Below are 19039 nucleotides of genomic sequence, written 5' to 3' on the forward strand. Positions count from 1 at the left end.
CGTGGGCGGCCTGTTCGCCCGGCTGGTGGAGTCCAGCGACCCTGTGCTCATGCGCCAGGCGTTGGCCTGGCTGTATGGTTTCGTGCGCCCCCATCGACGCGCCATCGGCCTGTTGCTCGGCTTGTCGCTGGGCGCCTCGTTGCTGGCGCTGGCACAACCCTGGCTGGTCAAGACGCTGATCGACGAGGGGCTGCTGGCCAAGGACTACCAGACCCTCTGGCACATGGCCGCGATCATGATCGGCGCGGGCCTGCTGGGTACCGTGCTGGCCGGGGTCAACCGTTACCTGCACACGCGCTTGTCGGGGCGCATCCTGTTTGCCCTGCGTGACGACCTTTACCGCCACCTGCAGCAGCTGTCGCCGACGTTCTACGGGCGGCGGCGCATCGGCGACATCCTTTCGCGGCTGGATGGCGATGTGGCGGAAATCCAGCGCTTTGCCGTGGATTCGCTGTTTTCGGCGGTGTCGGCGGTGATCGGCCTGGTAGGCGCGGTGGTGTTGATGCTGATGCTGTCGTGGCAACTGTCGCTGCTGCTGGCGCTGCTGGTGCCGATCGAAGTGCTGTGGCTGCGCTGGATGCGGCGCAAGGTGGAGCGCGAAGTACGCAACCTGCGCGAACGCTCGGCAGATGTGTCGTCGTTCCTGGTCGAAACCCTGCCTGCGATGAAGTTCATCCAGGCCGCCGGCCAGCAAGGCCGCGAGGCGGGGCGCCTGGACCAGCTGGGCCAGGGCTACATGCGCCAGCTGCTCAAGGTGCAGGTGACCGAATTCTTCACCCAGGCCATCCCCGGCACGCTGACCTCCTGGTGCCGCGCCTGCGCGTTCCTGGTCGGCGGTTGGTGGGTGATTCAGGGTACCTGGCAGTTGGGTGCGCTGATCGCCTTTTCCACCTACATGGGCATGGCGGTAGGGCCGGTGCAGAGCCTGCTGGGCCTGTACGTGGCGGTACAGCGCATGGCGGTGAGCCTGGGGCGGGTGATGGAACTGAAGCAGGAGGCCGTGGCCGTGCGCCCGGCAGCCAACCCGCAGCCGATGCCCGACGGCCCGGGCGAATTGCGCCTCGAGGGGGTGAGTTTTGCCCATGAAGGGCGCCAGGGCGCGGTGCTGAACGACGTGCAGGTGTGCGTGCCGGGTGGCCTGAAGGTGGCCATCAGCGGTGCCTCGGGGGTGGGCAAGTCGACCCTGATCGACCTGCTGCAGCGCTTCTACGACCCGGACGCCGGGCGCATCCTGCTGGACGGCACCGACCTGCGCGAACTGGACCTGGCCGCGCTGCGCCGGCGCATTGCGGTGGTCAGCCAGGATATCGTGCTGTTCCGCGGCACCCTGGCACAGAACCTGGCCTACGGCGTGCCCGAGGCAAGCCGTGAGGAACTGGAACGGGTGGTGCGCCTGGCGCGGCTGGACGGCCTGGTCGACAGCCTGCCGCTGGGCCTGGACGGCCTGCTGGGTGAGCGTGGCCAGCAGTTGTCGGGCGGGCAGAAACAACGCATTGCCATCGCCCGCGCGGTGCTGCAGGCGCCGGCGATCCTGGTGCTGGACGAGGCCACCTCGGCGGTGGACGAAGCCACCGAGCGCGAAGTGATCGCGGCCATCGACCAGCTGTTCGCCGGCCGTACGCGCATCCTGATCAGCCACCGTGCTTCGACCCTGGCCGATGCCGACCTGCACCTGCAGCTGCACGCTGGCCAGTTGCAGGTGCTGCCCGAGGAGGTGATCAAGCATGGGCACTGACGTGCGTGTTGGCGTGATCGACAGTGGTTGCACGCCAGAGCAGGCCAGCGCCTTGCTGGGCGCGCGCCGCTTCTGGCTGGAGGACGGCCAGTTGCGCGAAGGTGACATGCTGCCCGACCAGCTTGGGCACGGTAGCGCGGTGCTTGCCGGCTTGCAGCGGGAGGCGGGGCCGGTGCCCGTGCTGCTGGCCCAGGTTTTCGGCGCCCAGGCCAGTACCAGTGCCTTGCAGGTGGCGGCCGCGCTGCTGTGGCTGGTGGAGGCGGGGGCTACGCTGGTCAACCTCAGCCTTGGCCTGCAGCAGGACCGGCCAGTGCTGCACCAGGCCTGCGCCGAGGCTTTGGCTGCGGGTGTGCTGTTGTGCGCCTCCAGCCCGGCGCAGGGCGGGCCGGTGTACCCGGCCAGCTACCCCGGGGTGATCCGGGTTACCGGCGACGCCCGCTGTGCACCGGGCCAGTGGTCCTGGCTGGGTACCCGGCAGGCGGACTTTGGCGGTTATGTGGGGGCGGGCGGCAGGGCGGGCGCGAGCCTGGGCTGTGCGGCCCTGAGTGGCAGGATTGCTGCGTTGCTGCGTGATGAGCCGGGCATGGGCCACCAGCAGGTTCATGACTGGTTGCGCCACCACGCGGCGTTTACCGGCCCCGAGCGACGAGGTGCCGGCCATGGTTGAACCGCGCATTGTGGTGCTGGGGGCAGGCCCTGCGGGTGCGGCCACGGCCATTGGCTTGCGGCGGCTGGGCTATGCGGTGACGGTGGTGTCCGAGTGGCGCCGGTTCGCGGCGGTCGAAGGGGTTTCGCAGCGGGTGCTGGACGGTCTGCGCCACGCCGGCCTTGGCGGGGCGTTGAGCCAGGCGGCGATGCCGGCGACTCGGCAAGTGCACTGGAACGGCCAGCAGCTGCACCTGAACCAGGAGTTTCTGCTGGATCGGCAAAGGTTTGACCGGGCGCTGCGCGACGACCTTCAGCGTGCGGGGGTGAGCGTGGTCGAGGGGCGGGTGCGTGAGGTGGTTCGCGAAGTCGGTCATGGCATTCGCCTGGACGACGGGCAGGTACTGCAGGCCGATTTCCTGGTCGAAGCCCGAGGCCGCCAGGCCCCGCTGGCCGCAGACCGCCTGCGCGGGCCGGAGACGGTCAGCTTGCTGAATGTCTGGCAGGCCGCCCCCGGGGCGCCCGCGTCGGCGGTAGAGAGCCTGGCGGATGGCTGGGCGTGGATGGCGCGCCTGGAAGACGGCCGCTGCTACTGGCAAGTCACCCTGGACGCCGCCGGGCTGCCGGGCAAGGCCGGGTTGGCGGATTATTGCGCGGCGCGGCGAGCCGACAGCGCGCTGGTGGCCGAGCTGTTCGATGCCAGGGCATTGGCGCCGGCAGAGGTGCATGCGCGCAGCAGCACCGCGATTCTGGCCGGTGAGTGCGTCGGGCAGGACTGGATACGCGTGGGCGATGCTGCGATGGCCGTTGACCCACTGTCGGGCAACGGGATCTTCCAGTCGCTGTCTTCGGCGCTGCAGGCGCCGGTGGTGATCAATACCTTGCTGCGCAGGCCCGAGCGGGCCGGGTTGGCGCGGCAGTTTCACCAGCAGCGGATCGAACAGCTGTTTTTGCGTTTTGCCCGGATCGGGCGGGATTTCTATGGGCAAGAGCAGGGGCGGGTGGGGCAGCCGTTCTGGGCGCGGCGGCAGGATTGGCCGGACACGCAGGCATTGCACGTGGCGGCGGACTGGAGCGCGGTGAGGGTCGAGCGGCGGCCGGTGTTGCGTGACGGGCTGGTGGATGAGGCCGAGGTGGTGGTGACGGCGGATCAGCCGTTGGGGGTGTGGCATTTGCAGGGGGTGGAGCTGGCGCCGGTGGTGCGGGGGCTGCGTAGCGGCCGACCTATCGAGGCAGTGTTGTCAGGCCTGCCAGGGGAGCAGCAGGTGATGGTGCGGCGGTGGTTGTTGGAGCAGGGCTTGGCTTGAGATTGCCGGGGGCCGCTTTGCGGCCCTATCGCCGGCAAGCCAGCTCCCACAGGTTGCCACAGAGCCAGAGGCATGTGCTGTACCTGTGGGAGCTGGCTTGCCGGCGATAGGGCCCTTGAATCAGAAGAAAGTCCCGACGATCAACTGCATATAGGTCCCGGTATCCCGCCCGCCCAGCTGCGTCCCGCCATTGGCCGCGCTGCGTTCCGGCTTGTAGAACCCTACCAGCGGGCTGATCAGCAGGTGGTCGTTGACCATCCATTCCACATACAGGTCCAGCTCCCGCCCGCCCAGGTTGCCCTGGTCGGTGTCCAGCGTATCGAAGTCGAAGTACAGCGCGCCGACGGTGAGGTTGTCCCGTGGTTTGCCCTTCAGCGCCACGTGATGCACCTGGCTGTTGCTGTTGAACGGCCCGGCATAGTTGGCTGCCACCTCACCCTGGAACCAGGTGCCATAGCCACGGCTCAGGCCATAGAACAGCGGGTCGAAGTCTTCGGAAAAGCGGCTGTAGCGGTAGGTGGCGGTGGGGGACCAGGGCAGTTCGGAAAAGGTCCAGTTGCCTTCCAGGTACCAGGCGTTCTCCCGCCCGCCGGTTTTGTCCTGGGTCACGTACTCGGCGGCCAGCTCCAGGTCTTTCACCCCCAGGTTGCCACGCCCGCGCAGGCTGGCGGTGTCCATGCCGTCGCGGTGTTCCAGGCCCATGATCTGCGCGTAGCGCTGGTCCACGTCAAGGCCGCGGATCCAGCTCAGGCCGACGGTGCCGGCGTCGGCGACGTGCTCCAGGTTGGCCACAGCCAGCGAGGTGTCGGCCTGGTAGTGGTTGTCGGACTTCAGCCACATCAGGTCGCTGCGCCAGCCTTGCTTGCCGCCCAGGCGCAGCACGGCGGTGCGGTCGAAGGCCTTGCGTGCGGCCAGGTAGTAGGCGCCGCCGCGGTCGAAGTTGGCGCCCAGGTCGACCTTGCCCAGGTTCACCGGGTCGCCCTGGATCAGGAAGCCGTCGCCCAGGGTCACCACTTGGCGGCCGCCGGAAATGTCCACGCCGTCTTCGCCCAGGGCCGGGAACAGGTTGGCCGAGCGCCAGCCCAGGTACAGGTCTTCGATGGCGGTGCGGCGCTCGTCGCCCAGGGTCAGGCCGGCGGCGTCGCCGTCGCCCCAGGTGGCGGAGCTGAGCAGGTTGAAGGCGCCGTAGAGCGCGCCGCTGTCGGCCAGGGCCTGGCTGCCGCTGAGGCCATATTTGACGTAGCCTTCCTGCCAGGCGGTACTGCCGGGCTTGCGGTTGCCGGCCAGGTTGAAGCTTTCGTCGCTGTGGAAGGCGCCGAACAGGGCTTCGAGGTCGGCGTTGAGGGTGGTGCCGTCGTGGTTGTACAGCTCGTAGGCCTGGGTGACCGGGGCGGCGAACAGCAGGGCCAATGTGCAGGCGAGTTTGTGCCTCATGGTGTGCTCCATGTTTTTGTTGTTGTTTTCGGGTTGCCTGTGCCGGCCTCTTCGCGGGTGAACCCGCTCCCACAGGGACCCCACAGTGTTCAGGCCTGTGGTGATCCTGTGGGAGCGGGTTTACCCGCGAAAGGGCCGGTACAGGCTGAAGATCAGAGCTTGATCAACACCGACTTCAGCTCGGTGTAGTGCTCGATGGCAGCCGCCCCCATCTCACGGCCGACGCCGGACATCTTGTAGCCGCCAAAGGGCAAGGCAGGGTCGAGGGCGCTGTGGCAGTTGACCCACACCGACCCCGACTTGATGCGTGGGATCATCCGGTGCACGGCGGCCAGGTCGTTGGACCAGATGCTCGCACCCAGGCCATAGGGATTGTCGTTGGCCATGCCGATCACTTCGTCGATGTCATCGAACGGCATCGCCACCAGCACCGGGCCGAAGATTTCTTCCTGCACCAGGCGGTGGCGCTGGTCGACATCGACGATCACTGTCGGCTTGACGAAGTAGCCCGGCCCGAAGCCTTCGCCACCGCAGGCGATGGTCGCGCCCAGCTCGCGGCCAAGCTCGATGTAGCCGGTGACGCGGTCCTGCTGCTTGGCCGAGATCAGCGGGCCCATTTGCACCGCCGGGTCCAGGCCGCTGCCCAGCTTCATGCCGTTGGCGATGCCGGCGATGTCGGCCACCACGTTGTCGAAGTGCTTGCGGTGCACGTACAGGCGGGACCCGGCACAGCACACCTGGCCCTGGTTGAAGAAGATCGCCGTAGCCGCGCCGGCGGCGGCTTCCTGCAGGTTGGCGTCGGGCATGACGATGGTCGGCGACTTGCCGCCGAGTTCCAGGGTGACGCGGGTCATGTTGTCCATGGCCGCCTTGCCGATCAGCTTGCCGACCTCGGTGGAGCCGGTGAAGGTCAGCTTGTCCACGCCGGGGTGGCGGCTGAGTGCGGCGCCAGCGTTCAGGCCGGTGCCGGTGACCACGTTGAACACGCCTGCCGGGTAGCCGGCTTCGTCCACCAGCTCAGCCAGCTTGAGCACGCTCAGCGGTGTTTCGTCGGCGGGCTTGAGCACTACGGTGCAACCGCTAGCCAGGGCCGGGCCGAGCTTCCAGCAGGCCAGCAGCAACGGGAAGTTCCAGGCGACGATGGCGCCGACCACGCCCACTGCCTCGCGCCGCACGAAACCATGGAACTGGTCGTTGGGCATCAACGGCATCGAGGCTTCGACGGTGCTACCCTCGATCTTGGTGGCCCAGCCGGCCATGTAGCGCAGGAAGTCGATGGCCAGTTGCACGTCCATCACCTGGGCAACGGCGGCGCTCTTGCCGTTGTTCAGGCATTCCAGTTCGGCCAGCTGGCGGGCGTCGCGCTCCATCAGGTCGGCCAGGCGCCACAGCAGGTTCTGCCGTTCGCGTGGGCGCAGGCGGCTCCACGGCGAATCATCGAAGGCCAGGCGCGCGGCGCGCACGGCGCGGTCGACATCTTCGGCCTCGGCGGCGGGCACTTCACCCAGTACCTCGCCAGTGGCCGGGTTGCGGAACGACAGGGTGCGACCGCTGGCGGCGTCCTGCCAGTCGGCGCCGATGCGCATCTTCAGCTTGCGTTCGAGAAAGGCGCGGGTGGCGGGCAGGATGGGCAGTTCGGAAAGCATGGGACGGTGCCTCTTGTCATTGGATGTGACAGGCATAGGCGCAATGGGCGTGCCAAGGTCGGTAGATGGTCGCAAGCCGTTGAACGGGTTGGGTTTTGTCCTGGTGCAAGGTTGGGATTGCAGGGTTGCGCTGTTGCACATTGAGACGGTGTGAGACGGTGGTGAAACAGTGGCTGTTCCGGCCTCTTCGCGGGCACGCCCGCTCCCACAGGGAATGCACAATGCCTGGAGCCGGTGTGATACCTGTAGGAGCGGGCATGCCCGCGAAGGCCTGCGCAGCAGGCCCTTGTCTCAGGATGAAACACCCTGTCGCGAAATGGCACGCTGCAATTGGCCATGCCTGCTGCTGGCCAAGGCCGGAAAACTGGCTAAAAGGTTGAAAGAAAACACTTTTACATCACCTGGCACAGTTCCTGTATCACAACCGTCACATGCACACCTGCTGTACCAAAGCGTGCGAAAACGATAAGAACAACAACCGTGGAGGTCTGACCTTGAAGACGACTCGACTCCGGCGGCATGCGGGCAAACTGGCGCTGGTCGCCGCCGCGCTGCTGAGCACCCAGGCCATGGCGGCCGAGCAGGGCCCGAGCCTGTTGCAGAACAAGTGCATGGGGTGCCATATCCCCGAAGGCAACGACACCTACAGCCGTATCAGCCACCAGCGCAAGACGCCGGAAGGCTGGCTGATGAGCATCGCCCGCATGCAGGTGATGCACGGCCTGCAGATCAGCGACGACGACCGCCGCACCCTGGTCAAGTACCTGGCCGACAAGCAGGGCCTGGCGCCCAGCGAAACCGATGGCGTGCGTTATGCCATGGAGCGCCGGCTGAATACCGTCGAGCAGTTCGACACCCAGCTCAGCGAAACCTGTGGCCGTTGCCACTCCGGTGCCCGTGTCGCCTTGCAGCGGCGCCCGGCCAAGGAATGGGAGCACCTGGTCAACTTCCATCTCGGCCAGTGGCCGTCCCTCGAATACCAGGCCCAGGCGCGTGACCGCGACTGGCTGCCGATCGCCCTGCAACAAGTGGTGCCGGACCTGGCCAAGCGCTACCCGCTGGAAAGCGCGGCGTGGGCCGAATGGCAGAAGGCCAGGCCAAAGGCCGATGCGCTGCCGGGCCAGTGGGCATTCAGCGGCCACATGCTGGCCAAGGGCGATGTACGCGGGGTGATGAGTGTCACGCCTGACCAGGGTGACACCTTCAAGGTCGAGGTCAAGGGCGCTTATGCCGACGGCACGCCGTTCAATGGCAGCGGTTCGGCGATCCTCTACAACGGCTATGAATGGCGTGGCAACGTCAAGGTCGGCGATGCCAACCTGCGTCAGGTGTTCGCCGCGCTGGATGGCGAAATGAAGGGCCGCATGTTCGAGGCCGAGCACGACGAGCGTGGCCTGGACTTCACCGCGGTGAAGGAGGGCAAGGCGCGCCTGCTGGCGGTACAGCCGGCGTTCATCAAGGCTGGTGGCGAAAGCGAGATTACCCTGGTCGGCAGCGGCCTGACCGGCAAACCGGACCTGGGCACTGGCGTGGAAGTGACCGAGGTGCTGGAGCAGACCCCAACCCTGGTACGGGTGAAGGCCCGCGCCGCGGCCGATGCCAAGCCTGGCCAGCGCGAAGTCGCCGTAGGGGCGCTCAAGGGCGTCAACCTGGCGGTGTACGACAAGGTCGAGGAAGTGAAAGTGGTGCCGGCGTTCTCCATCGCCCGCATCGGCGAAAACGGCGCCTCGGTGCCCAAGGTGCAGGGCCGCTTCGAGGCCGAAGCCTGGGGCAAGGACGCCAATGGCCAGCCGCTGCGCATCGGCTATCTGCCGGCCAGCTGGAAGGTCGAGCCGTTCAACGAGCGTGCGGTCGAGGACGAAGACGTCAAGTTCGCCGGGAAGATGCAGGCCGATGGCGTGTTCGTGCCAGGCGGTGCCGGCCCCAACCCGGAGCGCAAGATGATGACCAACAACGCCGGCAACCTGAAGGTCATCGCCACCCTGGCCGACGGTGGCCAGACTGGCGAAGGGCACATGATCGTCACCGTACAGCGCTGGAACAACCCGCCGCTGCCATAACGGCAGGGGGCTTACGGTTTTCCAACGGATCGATTATCGGGAGGTCGCCATGGGCGCGCTACTGAACCTGGTCGAACGCAACCTGCATGAAGTGCAGGTCGACGCCGACCGCATGCTGTTCCATATCCCCAGCAGTTCGCTGTTCACCGCCGACGCGGTGACCGGCGGCATCATCGACACCCTGCGCCAGCAAGGCTGCTCGGCCGAGGAGCTGATGCAGCGCCTTGGCCAGCAGTTTGCCGGCAGCGATATCCAGGACACCCTGCGCGAGCTGATCGCGCTGGAACTGGTCAGCGACGGCTCGCCGCTGACCCCGGAAATCGCCCTCAAGCAGGTCGAGCGCACGGCGCTGAACACCGTGGTGCTCAACGTCAACACCGGCTGCAACCTCAGCTGCACCTACTGCTACAAGGAAGACCTGGACAAACCGTCCGCGGGCAAGAAGATGAGTACCGCCACCGCCGAGGCTTCGGTGGAGATGCTGCTCAAGGAGTCGCCCGACGAGCAGCGCTACAGCGTGGTGTTCTTCGGTGGCGAGCCGCTGTCCAACCGGCCACTGATCGAGCACATGGTTGCCTACTGCGAGCGGCGCTTCGCCGAGGCGGGCAAGCAGGTGGAGTTCATCATGACCACCAATGCCACCTTGCTCACCGAAGAGATCATCGACTGGCTCAATGCCCATCGCTTCGGCCTGTCGATCAGCATCGACGGCCCCAAGACCGTGCACGACCGCAACCGCATCACCGTGGGCGGGCAGGGCACCTATGACGTGGTGCGGCGCAAGGTCGACATGCTGCTGTCGCGCTACCACAGCCGCCCGGTGGGCGCGCGGGTCACGCTGACCCGTGGCATCACCGACGTCGAGACCATCTGGAACCACCTGTTCAACGAACTGGGCTTCGCTGAAGTCGGCTTTGCCCCGGTCACCTCCGGTGACATGGCCAACTTCAACCTCACCGGCGAAGAACTGGTGCAGGTGTTCGCCAACATGAAGGCGCTGGGCCGGCGTTACCTGGAGGCTGCGCTGGAGCACCGCAACATCGGCTTCTCCAACCTGCACCAGCTGATCACCGACATCCACGAAGGCCACAAGAAGGCCCTGCCGTGCGGCGCCGGGCTGAAGATGCTGGCCGTGGACCATGAGGGCGAGCTGAACCTGTGCCACCGCTTCACCGGCTCCAGCCTGCCGACCTTCGGCAATGTGCACCAGGGCGTGAAGCAGGCGCAGCTCAACGACTTCCTGTCGCAGCGCCTGGACCGCAGCAACACCGGCTGCGACAGCTGCCGCATCCGCAACCTGTGCTCCGGCGGCTGCTACCACGAAAGCTATGCCCGCTATGGCGACCCGCAGCACCCGACCTACCACTATTGCGAACTGATGCGCGACTGGGTCGACTTCGGCATCGAAGTCTACAGCCGCATCATGGCCGCCAACCCGGCCTTCATCGATTGCTACATCACCCCGCGGAAGGCGCACTGACATGAAGCACTTGAAGCCCCTGAACAACAAGGCGCGCATCCTCGAGCAGGCCGCCGCCGAAGACCGCGTCGAAGAAGTCATGGCCATGAGCGCAGTGGCGGGTTGCACCGCCACCACCGACCCGGGCTGGGAAGTGGACGCCTTTGGTGGCGTGAGTTCGCTGTGCCAGCCGATGGAGGCCGACCTGTATGGCTGCTCCGACCCTTGCTGGTGGCCGGCCCAGGTGCCGGACATGATGAGCACCTACCAGGACTGGAACGCCCAGGCGAGCAACTCGGCGGAAGACTGGCGCAACCTCGGCACCGTGTTCCCGAAAGACAAGTGACCGGCCCAACAAGAATGACAAGGGGAAACCGCATGAAAGCTGGACGCTGCGCGTCACTCGCGCTCACCATCGCCGCCACGGCCTGTGCCGGGCTGGTACAGGCCGCCGACACCGGGCCGGCGCTGAAGGCTGGCCACGAATACATGATCGTGACCAACTACCCGAACAACCTGCACGTGGTCGATGTGGCCAGTGACACGGTGTACAAGAGCTGCGTGATGCCCGACAAGTTCGGCCCCGGCACCGCGATGATGGCGCCGGACAACCGCACCGCCTACGTGCTCAACAACCACTACGGCGACATCTACGGCATCGACCTGGACACCTGCAAGAACACCTTCCACGCCAACCTGTCCAGTGTGCCGGGTGAGGTGGGCCGGTCGATGTACTCGTTCGCCATCAGCCCGGACGGCAAGGAAGTGTACGCCACGGTCAACCCGACCCAGCGCCTGAACGACCACTACGTGGTCAAGCCACCGCGGCTGGAAGTGTTCAGCACCGCCGATGGCCTGGAGGCCAAGCCGGTGCGCACCTTCCCGATGCCGCGCCAGGTGTACCTGATGCGTGCGGCGGACGATGGCAGCCTGTACGTCGCCGGGCCGGACATCTACAAGATGGACGTGAAGACCGGCAAGTACACGGTGGCCTTGCCGCTGCGCAACTGGAACCGCAAAGGCTACAGCGCCCCGGACGTGCTGTACTTCTGGCCGCACCAGAGCCCGCGCCACGAGTTCTCGATGCTGTACACCATTGCCAGGTTCAAGGATGACAAGCAGGACCCGGCCACCGCCGATCTGCTGTATGGCTACCTGAGCGTCGACCTGAAGACCGGCAAGACCCACACCCAGGAATTTGCCGACCTGACCGAGCTGTACTTCACCGGGCTGCGTTCGCCGAAAGACCCGAACCAGATCTACGGCGTGCTCAACCGCCTGGCCAAGTACGACCTCAAACAGCGCAAGCTGATCAAGGCGGCGAATCTGGACCACACTTACTACTGCGTGGCCTTCGACAAGAAGGGCGACAAGTTGTACCTGGGCGGCACCTTCAACGACCTGGCGGTGTTCAACCCGGATACGCTGGAGAAAGTGAAGAACATCAAGTTGCCGGGTGGGGACATGTCCACCACTACGCCGCAGGTGTTCATCCGTTAAACCGGTGTTGGCTTCTTCGCGGGCTTGCCCGCTCCCACAGGGGCTGCACAGGCCTGGAAACCTGTGTGGTACCTGTGGGAGCGGGCAAGCCCGCGAAGAGGCCGGTACAGACAACACAAGAACAACAAGAGACCGCCCATGCCCCAGCCAAGCTACTCCCAGGGCAACCAGGACAAACCCCTGCTTACCCAGTGCATCGGCGACGCCTTCGACACCACCGTCGCCCGCTTCCCCGACCGTGACGCTTTGGTCGTCCGCCACCAGGCCCTGCGCTACACCTGGCAGCAACTGGCCGAAGCCGTCGACCAGCATGCCCGTGCGCTGATGGCCCTGGGCGTGCAGCCCGGTGACCGCCTCGGTATCTGGGCACCCAACTGCGCAGAATGGTGCATCACCCAGTTTGCCAGCGCCAAGGTGGGCGCGATCCTGGTCAACATCAACCCGGCCTACCGCTCCAGCGAACTGGACTACGCCCTCGGCCAGTCCGGCTGCCGCTGGGTGATCTGCGCCGACGCGTTCAAGAGCTCCGACTACCACGCCATGCTGCTGGGGCTGGTCCCGGGCCTGGCCGGCGGGCAGCCGGGCGCCCTGATCTGCGAACGCTTCCCCGAACTGCGCGGTGTGGTCAGCCTGGCCGTCGCGCCACCGCCGGGCTTCCTGGCCTGGCACGAGCTGCAGGCCCGTGCCAAGGCCGTCAGCCGCGAAGCCCTGGCCGAGCGCCAGGCACAGCTGCGCTGCGACGACCCGATCAACATCCAGTACACCTCGGGCACCACCGGTTTCCCGAAGGGCGCCACCCTCAGCCACAGCAACATCCTCAACAACGGCTACATGGTCGGTGAAAGCCTGGGCCTGACCGAGCATGACCGGCTGGTGGTGCCGGTGCCGCTGTACCACTGCTTTGGCATGGTCATGGCCAACCTCGGCTGCATGACCCACGGCAGCACCCTGATCTACCCCAACGACGCCTTCGACCCGCTGGCCACCCTGCGTGCGGTGGCGGAAGAAAAGGCCACGGCGTTGTATGGTGTGCCGACCATGTTCATCGCCGAACTGGACCACCCCCAGCGCGGCGAGTTCGACCTGTCGAGCCTGCGCACCGGGATCATGGCCGGTGCCACCTGCCCGATCGAAGTGATGCGCCGGGTCATTGGCGAGATGCACATGGCCGAGGTGCAGATTGCCTATGGCATGACCGAAACCAGCCCGGTGTCGCTGCAGACCGGCGCCAGCGACGACCTGGAGCGCCGCGTGACCAGCGTCGGGCGCACCCAGCCGCGGCTGGAGAACAAGGTGATCGATGCCGATGGCAACAGCGTGCCGCGTGGCGAGATTGGCGAGCTGTGCACGCGGGGTTACAGCGTGATGCTGGGCTACTGGAACAACCCCAAGGCCACGGCCGAAAGCATCGATGAGGAAGGCTGGATGCACACCGGCGACCTGGCGGTGATGGACGAGCAGGGCTATGTGCGTATTGTCGGGCGCAGCAAGGACATGATCATTCGCGGCGGCGAGAACATCTACCCGCGCGAGCTGGAGGAGTTCTTCTTCACCCACCCGGCGGTGGCTGATGTGCAGGTGATTGGCGTGCCGTGCAGCAAGTACGGTGAAGAGATCGTGGCCTGGGTGCGGCTGCACCCGGGGCATACGGCCAGTGCGGAAGAACTGCGCGAGTGGGCGAAGGCGCGGATAGCGCACTTCAAGGTGCCGCGGTACTTCCGCTTTGTCGATGAGTTCCCGATGACGGTGACCGGCAAGGTGCAGAAGTTCCGCATGCGCGAGATCAGTGTCGAGGAATTGTCTGCCGGGTGATGTGTCGCCTGTGCTGGCCTCTTCGCGGGCACGCCCGCTCCCACAGGAAATTCACTGCCCGTCAGACCTGTGACATACCTGTGGGAGCGGGCGTGCCCGCGAAGAGGCCAGTGCAGGCAGTAGATGCTCCCCACAGGTCTCCAACGCCCTTGAGGCCTGTGCAGTACCTGTGGGAGCGGGTTTACCCGCGAAGAGGCCGGCACAGGCAGTAGATGATCTCAGCCTTGCAACAGCTCCGGGCTGTTGAAGTTGCTCAACCTGCGATCATCGTCACTACATTCCAGCCCCTGCACCGCTTCACGCAGCAAGGCCTTCTGCAAACTCCGCTCGCCCGCCGCCCAGGCCTGCTCCAGCACCGGCAACACCCGGCGTGGCAGCACGCTGAACATCGGCTGCCAGTACCCACCCTGGCGCACCATGGCCGCACTGTCACTGGTCACCGCCAGCCTTAGCAGGTCCTCGATCAACCCCCGGTCAACCAGCGGTGCATCACAGGCCAACAGCACCACCCATTCATGCCGCGCCACCTTGAGCCCGGCAATCACCCCCGCCAACGGCCCGGGGTAGTCCGCCTCGGCATCGCCCACCAACTGGTCGGCATACGCCCGGTAGGCCTGCTGGTTACGGTTGCAGGAAATCACCAGGTCATCGCTGAGCGGCCGTACCACGCGCTGCACATGCGCCACCAGCGGTTCGCCCTGCCAGTCGACCAGGCCCTTGTCGCGGCCGCCCATGCGCTGGCCGCGGCCACCGGCGAGAATGAGGATGGAGCAGGGGGGAAGGGCATCAGGCATGAAAAAGGGTTCCGGACAGTCATTGCCGGGAACCCTCCCATTTCACGCGGGGCTTGTCCAGTCAGCTTTCGCTGGTCACGGCCTGCGTGTCGGCCTTACCCGCCTGGCGTCGCCCGGCAAGGCGCATCACCACCACGAAGAACACCGGCACGAACACCACTGCCAGGGTGGCGCTGAGCATGCCGCCGATCACCCCGGTGCCGATCGCCTGCTGGCTGGCCGAACTGGCGCCGCTGGCGATGGCCAGTGGCACCACGCCCAGGATGAACGCCAGCGAGGTCATCACGATCGGCCGCAGGCGCAGGCGCGCGGCCTGCACGGCGGCGTCGGCGGCATCGACGCCCTGGTCGACCAGGCTCTTGGCGAACTCGATGATCAGGATGGCGTTCTTCGCCGACAGGCCGATCAGGGTGATCAGGCCGACCTTGAAGAACACGTCGTTGGGCATGCCGCGCAGGGTCACCGCCAGCACCGCACCGAGCACGCCCAGCGGTACTACCAGCAGTACTGCGGTGGGGATCGACCAGCTTTCGTACAGCGCTGCCAGGCACAGGAACACCACCAGCAACGACAGCGCCATCAGCATCGGTGCCTGGCTGCCCGACAGCCGCTCCTGCAGCGACAGGCCAGTCCATTCCAGGCCGGCACCGGCCGGCAGCTGGGCTACCAGGCGCTCGATCTCGGCCATGGCTTCGCCCGAACTGTAGCCGGCCGCCGGTTCGCCGGAAATCGACATCGCCGGGTAGCCGTTGTAGCGGGTCAGCTGCACCGGGCCGCTGACCCACCTGGCCTGGACGAAGGCACCCAGTGGCACCATCTTGCCGCTGTCGTTGCGCACGTGGATCTTCAGCAGGTCTTCGACCTGGCTGCGCTGGTCGCCTTCGGCCTGCACCACCACCCGCTGCATGCGGCCCTGGTTGGGGAAGTCGTTGACGTAGCTGGAACCCACGGCCACGTCCAGCACCGAGCCGATATCGGCAAACGACACGCCCAGGGCATTGGCCTGGCGGCGGTCGATTTCCAGCTGCACCTGCGGGCTTTCCGCCAGCGAGGCTTCGCGCACGTTGGTCAGCACCTTGCTCTTGCCGGCATTGGCCAGCAGCTCGTCGCGGGCGGCCATCAGCTCGGCGTGGCCCATGCCGCCGCGGTCCTGCAGGCGGAACTCGAAGCCGGTCGACTCGCCAAGGCCGTCGATCGGTGGCGGCAGCACAGCGTAGGCCACGGCGTCCTTGAGCTGGGTGAAGGCCATGGTCGCGCGGTCGGCAATCGACTGGGCGCTGTCGTCGGCGCCGCGTTCGGACCAGTCCTTGAGCGTGGTGAAGGCCAGTGCCGCGTTCTGCCCGCTGCCCGAGAAGCTGAAACCCAGGATCAAGGTGGTGTTACCCACGCCGGGCTCTTCGGCGTTGTGCGCCTCGATCTGTGCCGCCACCTGTTCAGTGCGCATGCGGCTGGCGCCCGGCGGCAGCTGGATATCGGTGATGGTGTAGCCCTGGTCTTCGGTGGGCAGGAACGCCGTGGGCAGCTGGCTGAAGCCATAGCCCAGCACCGCCAGCAGCAACGCGTATACCAACAGGTAGCGGCCGCTGCGCTTGAGCGCCTGCATCACCCAGCGCTGGTAGCCGTTGCTCATGCCCTCGAAGCGGCGGTTGAACCAGCCGAAGAAGCCCTTGCGTTCGTGGTGCTCGCCCTTGGCCACCGGCTTGAGCAGGGTGGCGCACAGCGCCGGGGTCAGGCTGAGGGCCAGGAACGCCGAGAACAGGATCGACACTGCCATCGACAGCGAGAACTGCTGGTAGATCACCCCCACCGAACCTTGCATGAAGGCCATGGGCAGGAACACCGCCACCAGCACCAGGGTAATGCCGACGATCGCGCCGCTGATCTGGCCCATGGCCTTGCGCGTGGCTTCCTTGGGCGGCAGGCCTTCCTCGGCCATGATCCGCTCGACGTTTTCCACCACCACGATGGCATCGTCGACCAGGATGCCGATGGCCAGCACCATGCCGAACAGGGTCAGCACGTTGACCGAGAAGCCCATGGCCAGCATCACGGCGAAGGTGCCCATCAGGGCCACCGGCACTACCAGGGTCGGGATCAGGGTGTAGCGCAGGTTCTGCAGGAACAGGAACATCACCGCGAACACCAGCAGCATGGCCTCGAACAGGGTGTTGATGACCTGCTCGATCGACACCTTGACGAATGGCGAGGTGTCGTAGGGGATGTCGTACTTGACGCCTTCGGGGAAGTAGCGCGCCAGGTCCTGCATCTTCGCCCGCACCAGGGTGGCGGTTTCCATGGCGTTGGCGCCCGGCGACAGCTGCACGCTGAAGGCGGTGGCCGGCTTGCCGTTCAGGCGCGTGCCGTACTGGTATTCCTGGGCACCGATCTCGACCCGGGCGACATCGCCGATGGTCACTGTGGAACCGTCCGGGTTGGCACGCAGGACAATCCCGGCGAACTCCTCTGGGGTGCTCAGCTGGCCCTTGACCACCACGTTGGCGGTGATTTCCTGGGTGCCACGGGTGGGCAGGTCACCAATGCTGCCGGGGGCCACCTGGGCGTTCTGCGCGGCGATGGCCTCGGCCACGTCGTTGGGCGTGAGGTTGAAGCCGATCAGCTTGCGCGGGTCGATCCAGATGCGCATGGCGCGCTCCGAACCGTACAGCTGGGCCTTGCCGACGCCCTTGAGGCGGCGGATCTCGTCCATCACGTTGCGCGCAAGGATATCCGACAGGGCAGTTTCGTCGAGCTTGCCGTCTTCGGAGGTGAGGGTGGCCAGCAGCAGGAAGCCGGTGGAGACCTTTTCCACCTGCAGGCCTTGCTGGGTCACCGGGCGCGGCAGGCGCGACTCGACCACCTTCAGGCGGTTCTGCACGTCGACCTGGGCCAGGTCCGGGTTGGTGCCCGGGGCGAAGGTGGCGGTGATGGTGGCGCTGCCCAGGCTGCTCTGCGACTCGAAGTACAGCAGGTTGTCGGCGCCGTTGAGCTCCTGTTCGATCAGGCTGACCACGCTCTCGTCCATGGTCGCCGCCGAGGCGCCCGGGTACACGGCGTAGATTTCCACCTGCGGCGGGGCCACGTTGGGGTACTGGGCCACCGGCAGCTGCGGGATGGCCAGGGCACCGGCCAGCAGGATGAACAGGGCGACCACCCAGGCGAATACCGGGCGGTCGATGAAGAATTGCGGCATGAATCAGGCCCTCACTGGCCAGTGTGCTGTGCGATGGGCGATGCCCCTGATGCATTGTCGACCTGCACCTGGTCACCTGCCTTGACGTGTTGCAGGCCCTCGACCACCACCCGCTCGCCGGGGGCCAGGCCTTCGCTGACGATCCAGCGGTCGCCCTGGGCGCTGCCCAGTACCACCTGGCGGTCGCTGACCCGGGCCTGCGGATCGACCACCAGCACCTTGGGCACGCCAGCGCTGTCGCGCAGGATGGCGCGCTGCGGCACGCTCAGGCCCTTGGGCTGCACGGCCTGCTCCAGGCGCACGCGCACGTAGCTGCCGGGCAGCAGGTCGAGGTCCGGGTTGGGGAACTCGCTGCGCAGGGTGATCTGGTTGGTGCTGGGGTCGACGCTGATGTCGGAGAACAGCAGTTTGCCCGGCAGCGGGTAGGTGCTGCCATCGTCCTGGATCAGCGTGGCCCGGGCCTGGCCGTCGCCGACCTGCTGCAGCTCGCCGGCACGCAGGGCACGGCGCAGGGCGTTGAGCTCGCGGGTCGACTGGGTGACATCGGCGTGGATCGGGTCCAGCTGCTGGATGGTCGCCAGCGGCGTGGTCTCGTTCTGCCCGACCAGCGCACCTTCGGTGACCTGGGCGCGGCCGATACGGCCGGAAATCGGCGCGGTCACGGTGGCGTAGCCGAGGTTGAGGCGGGTGCGCTCCAGGGCGGCCCTGGCCTCGGCCACTGCGGCATCGGCCTGCAGGTAGCTGGCCTTGGCGTTGTCGTATTCCTGGCGGCTGACGGCCTTGTCGTCGACCAGTTCGCGGTAGCGCTGCTCCTGCAGGCGTGCCTGGTACAAGGTGGCCTCGGCCTTGGCCAGGGTGGCGCGGGCGCTGTCGTGGTCGGCCTTGAACGGTGCCGGGTCGATCAGGAACAGCACATCGCCCTGCTTGACGTCGCTGCCTTCGCGGTACACCCGCTTGAGCACCACGCCCGCGACGCGCGCACGCACTTCGGCGGTGCGCGGCGCCAGGATACGGCCGCTGAGCTCACTGCTGATGGCCAATGGCTGCAGTTGCAGGGTTTCCACCCGCACTTGCGGGGTGGGGGCTTGTTCTTCCTGTTCGGCGCTGTCGTCGCAGCCGGCCAGGGACAGGCTCAGGAACGCCAGAAGCGCCAACGGGCGCAAGCGTGGGGGGAGGGTAGTAGACATGCGGATCTTCCGATGATGACCACCGGTATGCTACGGCAGGCGTTCCTTGGGTGGCTGTTAATACCTGTAGGGCGAGTGTGAAAAAGTGTGAAGAACAATCCTGTCTGCCTGTAGTGTTCTATATCCTGAGTATTCCTGTGCCGGCCTCTTCGCGGGCTTGCCCGCTCCCACAGGGACTGCACAGCTTTCAAGTGCTGTTGGGTCCCTGTGGGAGCGGGCAAGCCCGCGAAGAGGCCGGTGAGGTCTTACCCCAACCCAGACTTCCAAGCG

13 protein-coding genes are annotated in these 19039 nt (G+C 66.4%); 8 read left to right on the forward strand and 5 right to left on the reverse strand.

Annotated features, from left to right (window positions below; translation table 11 throughout):
• Position 1: 1 nt before the first annotated feature.
• From CAG44_RS15665 to CAG44_RS15675, 3 genes are read left to right on the forward strand one after another with little or no spacing between them, the layout of a single operon-like run.
• Positions 2-1735 carry an ABC transporter ATP-binding protein gene (locus CAG44_RS15665; RefSeq protein ID WP_085692469.1) on the forward strand — a complete coding sequence of 578 codons (1734 nt, stop codon included), beginning with the start codon at positions 2-4 and terminating at the stop codon, positions 1733-1735.
• Complete coding sequence (locus CAG44_RS15670) at positions 1725-2402, forward strand: peptidase S8 and S53 subtilisin kexin sedolisin (protein ID WP_085692470.1); 678 nt, start codon at positions 1725-1727, stop codon at positions 2400-2402. The genes CAG44_RS15665 and CAG44_RS15670 overlap by 11 nt, the downstream gene beginning before the upstream one ends.
• Positions 2395-3687, forward strand: a complete 1293-nt coding sequence (locus CAG44_RS15675; protein WP_085692471.1) for an NAD(P)/FAD-dependent oxidoreductase — start codon at positions 2395-2397, stop codon at positions 3685-3687. The genes CAG44_RS15670 and CAG44_RS15675 overlap by 8 nt, the downstream gene beginning before the upstream one ends.
• Before the next feature lie 120 nt (positions 3688-3807).
• Here the strand turns inward: CAG44_RS15675 and CAG44_RS15680 are convergent, their stop codons facing one another.
• Both CAG44_RS15680 and CAG44_RS15685 read right to left on the reverse strand, forming a co-directional pair.
• Positions 3808-5121: a hypothetical protein gene (locus CAG44_RS15680; protein ID WP_085615438.1), complete on the reverse strand. Its 1314-nt coding sequence runs from the start codon at positions 5119-5121 to the stop codon at positions 3808-3810.
• Between the two features lie 152 nt (positions 5122-5273).
• On the reverse strand, positions 5274-6767 hold the full coding sequence (locus tag CAG44_RS15685) for an aldehyde dehydrogenase (RefSeq protein WP_085692472.1): 1494 nt from the start codon (positions 6765-6767) through the stop codon (positions 5274-5276).
• A 494-nt stretch (positions 6768-7261) separates the two neighbouring features.
• Here CAG44_RS15685 and peaA point away from each other — a divergent pair, with 494 nt between their 5' ends.
• From peaA to CAG44_RS15710, 5 genes are all read left to right on the forward strand, one after another.
• Positions 7262-8827, forward strand: a complete 1566-nt coding sequence (gene peaA, locus CAG44_RS15690; protein WP_085692473.1) for a quinohemoprotein amine dehydrogenase subunit alpha — start codon at positions 7262-7264, stop codon at positions 8825-8827.
• A 49-nt stretch (positions 8828-8876) separates the two neighbouring features.
• Positions 8877-10307 carry a quinohemoprotein amine dehydrogenase maturation protein gene (gene peaB / locus CAG44_RS15695; RefSeq protein WP_085692474.1) on the forward strand — a complete coding sequence of 477 codons (1431 nt, stop codon included), beginning with the start codon at positions 8877-8879 and terminating at the stop codon, positions 10305-10307.
• 1 nt (position 10308) lies between these two features.
• Positions 10309-10632 carry a quinohemoprotein amine dehydrogenase subunit gamma gene (gene qhpC, locus CAG44_RS15700; RefSeq protein ID WP_004375838.1) on the forward strand — a complete coding sequence of 108 codons (324 nt, stop codon included), beginning with the start codon at positions 10309-10311 and terminating at the stop codon, positions 10630-10632.
• A gap of 32 nt (positions 10633-10664) precedes the next feature.
• Positions 10665-11786: a quinohemoprotein amine dehydrogenase subunit beta gene (gene peaD / locus CAG44_RS15705; protein ID WP_015270567.1), complete on the forward strand. Its 1122-nt coding sequence runs from the start codon at positions 10665-10667 to the stop codon at positions 11784-11786.
• A gap of 138 nt (positions 11787-11924) precedes the next feature.
• Positions 11925-13598, forward strand: a complete 1674-nt coding sequence (locus CAG44_RS15710; RefSeq protein ID WP_085692475.1) for a fatty acid CoA ligase family protein — start codon at positions 11925-11927, stop codon at positions 13596-13598.
• A gap of 218 nt (positions 13599-13816) precedes the next feature.
• On the opposite strand, the gene mobA is transcribed toward CAG44_RS15710, so the two are convergent.
• From mobA to CAG44_RS15725, 3 genes are all read right to left on the reverse strand, one after another.
• Entirely contained in the window at positions 13817-14392 is a 576-nt protein-coding gene (mobA, locus tag CAG44_RS15715; protein ID WP_085692476.1) for a molybdenum cofactor guanylyltransferase MobA, read from the reverse strand.
• Between the two features lie 61 nt (positions 14393-14453).
• Positions 14454-17582 (reverse strand): efflux RND transporter permease subunit, encoded by a 3129-nt coding sequence (locus CAG44_RS15720; protein ID WP_085692477.1) that lies wholly within the window; start codon positions 17580-17582, stop codon positions 14454-14456.
• A gap of 11 nt (positions 17583-17593) precedes the next feature.
• Entirely contained in the window at positions 17594-18769 is a 1176-nt protein-coding gene (locus CAG44_RS15725) for an efflux RND transporter periplasmic adaptor subunit (protein ID WP_085692478.1), read from the reverse strand.
• Positions 18770-19039: the final 270 nt, after the last annotated feature.

This window comes from Pseudomonas sp. B13(2017), from assembly GCF_002113245.1.
Classification (GTDB): Bacteria; Pseudomonadota; Gammaproteobacteria; order Pseudomonadales; family Pseudomonadaceae; genus Aquipseudomonas; species Aquipseudomonas putida_Z.

What these genes read in the sequence shown, in the direction of transcription:
- CAG44_RS15720 (WP_085692477.1), bottom strand. Translation starts at nt 17,582, where the DNA reads ATGCCGCAATTCTTCATCGACCGCCCGGTATTCGCCTGGGTGGTCGCC.
- CAG44_RS15675 (WP_085692471.1), top strand. Translation starts at nt 2,395, where the DNA reads ATGGTTGAACCGCGCATTGTGGTGCTGGGGGCAGGCCCTGCGGGTGCG.
- CAG44_RS15725 (WP_085692478.1), bottom strand. Translation starts at nt 18,769, where the DNA reads ATGTCTACTACCCTCCCCCCACGCTTGCGCCCGTTGGCGCTTCTGGCG.
- mobA (WP_085692476.1), bottom strand. Translation starts at nt 14,392, where the DNA reads ATGCCTGATGCCCTTCCCCCCTGCTCCATCCTCATTCTCGCCGGTGGC.
- peaB (WP_085692474.1), top strand. Translation starts at nt 8,877, where the DNA reads ATGGGCGCGCTACTGAACCTGGTCGAACGCAACCTGCATGAAGTGCAG.
- qhpC (WP_004375838.1), top strand. Translation starts at nt 10,309, where the DNA reads ATGAAGCACTTGAAGCCCCTGAACAACAAGGCGCGCATCCTCGAGCAG.
- CAG44_RS15670 (WP_085692470.1), top strand. Translation starts at nt 1,725, where the DNA reads ATGGGCACTGACGTGCGTGTTGGCGTGATCGACAGTGGTTGCACGCCA.
- CAG44_RS15710 (WP_085692475.1), top strand. Translation starts at nt 11,925, where the DNA reads ATGCCCCAGCCAAGCTACTCCCAGGGCAACCAGGACAAACCCCTGCTT.
- CAG44_RS15685 (WP_085692472.1), bottom strand. Translation starts at nt 6,767, where the DNA reads ATGCTTTCCGAACTGCCCATCCTGCCCGCCACCCGCGCCTTTCTCGAA.
- peaD (WP_015270567.1), top strand. Translation starts at nt 10,665, where the DNA reads ATGAAAGCTGGACGCTGCGCGTCACTCGCGCTCACCATCGCCGCCACG.
- CAG44_RS15680 (WP_085615438.1), bottom strand. Translation starts at nt 5,121, where the DNA reads ATGAGGCACAAACTCGCCTGCACATTGGCCCTGCTGTTCGCCGCCCCG.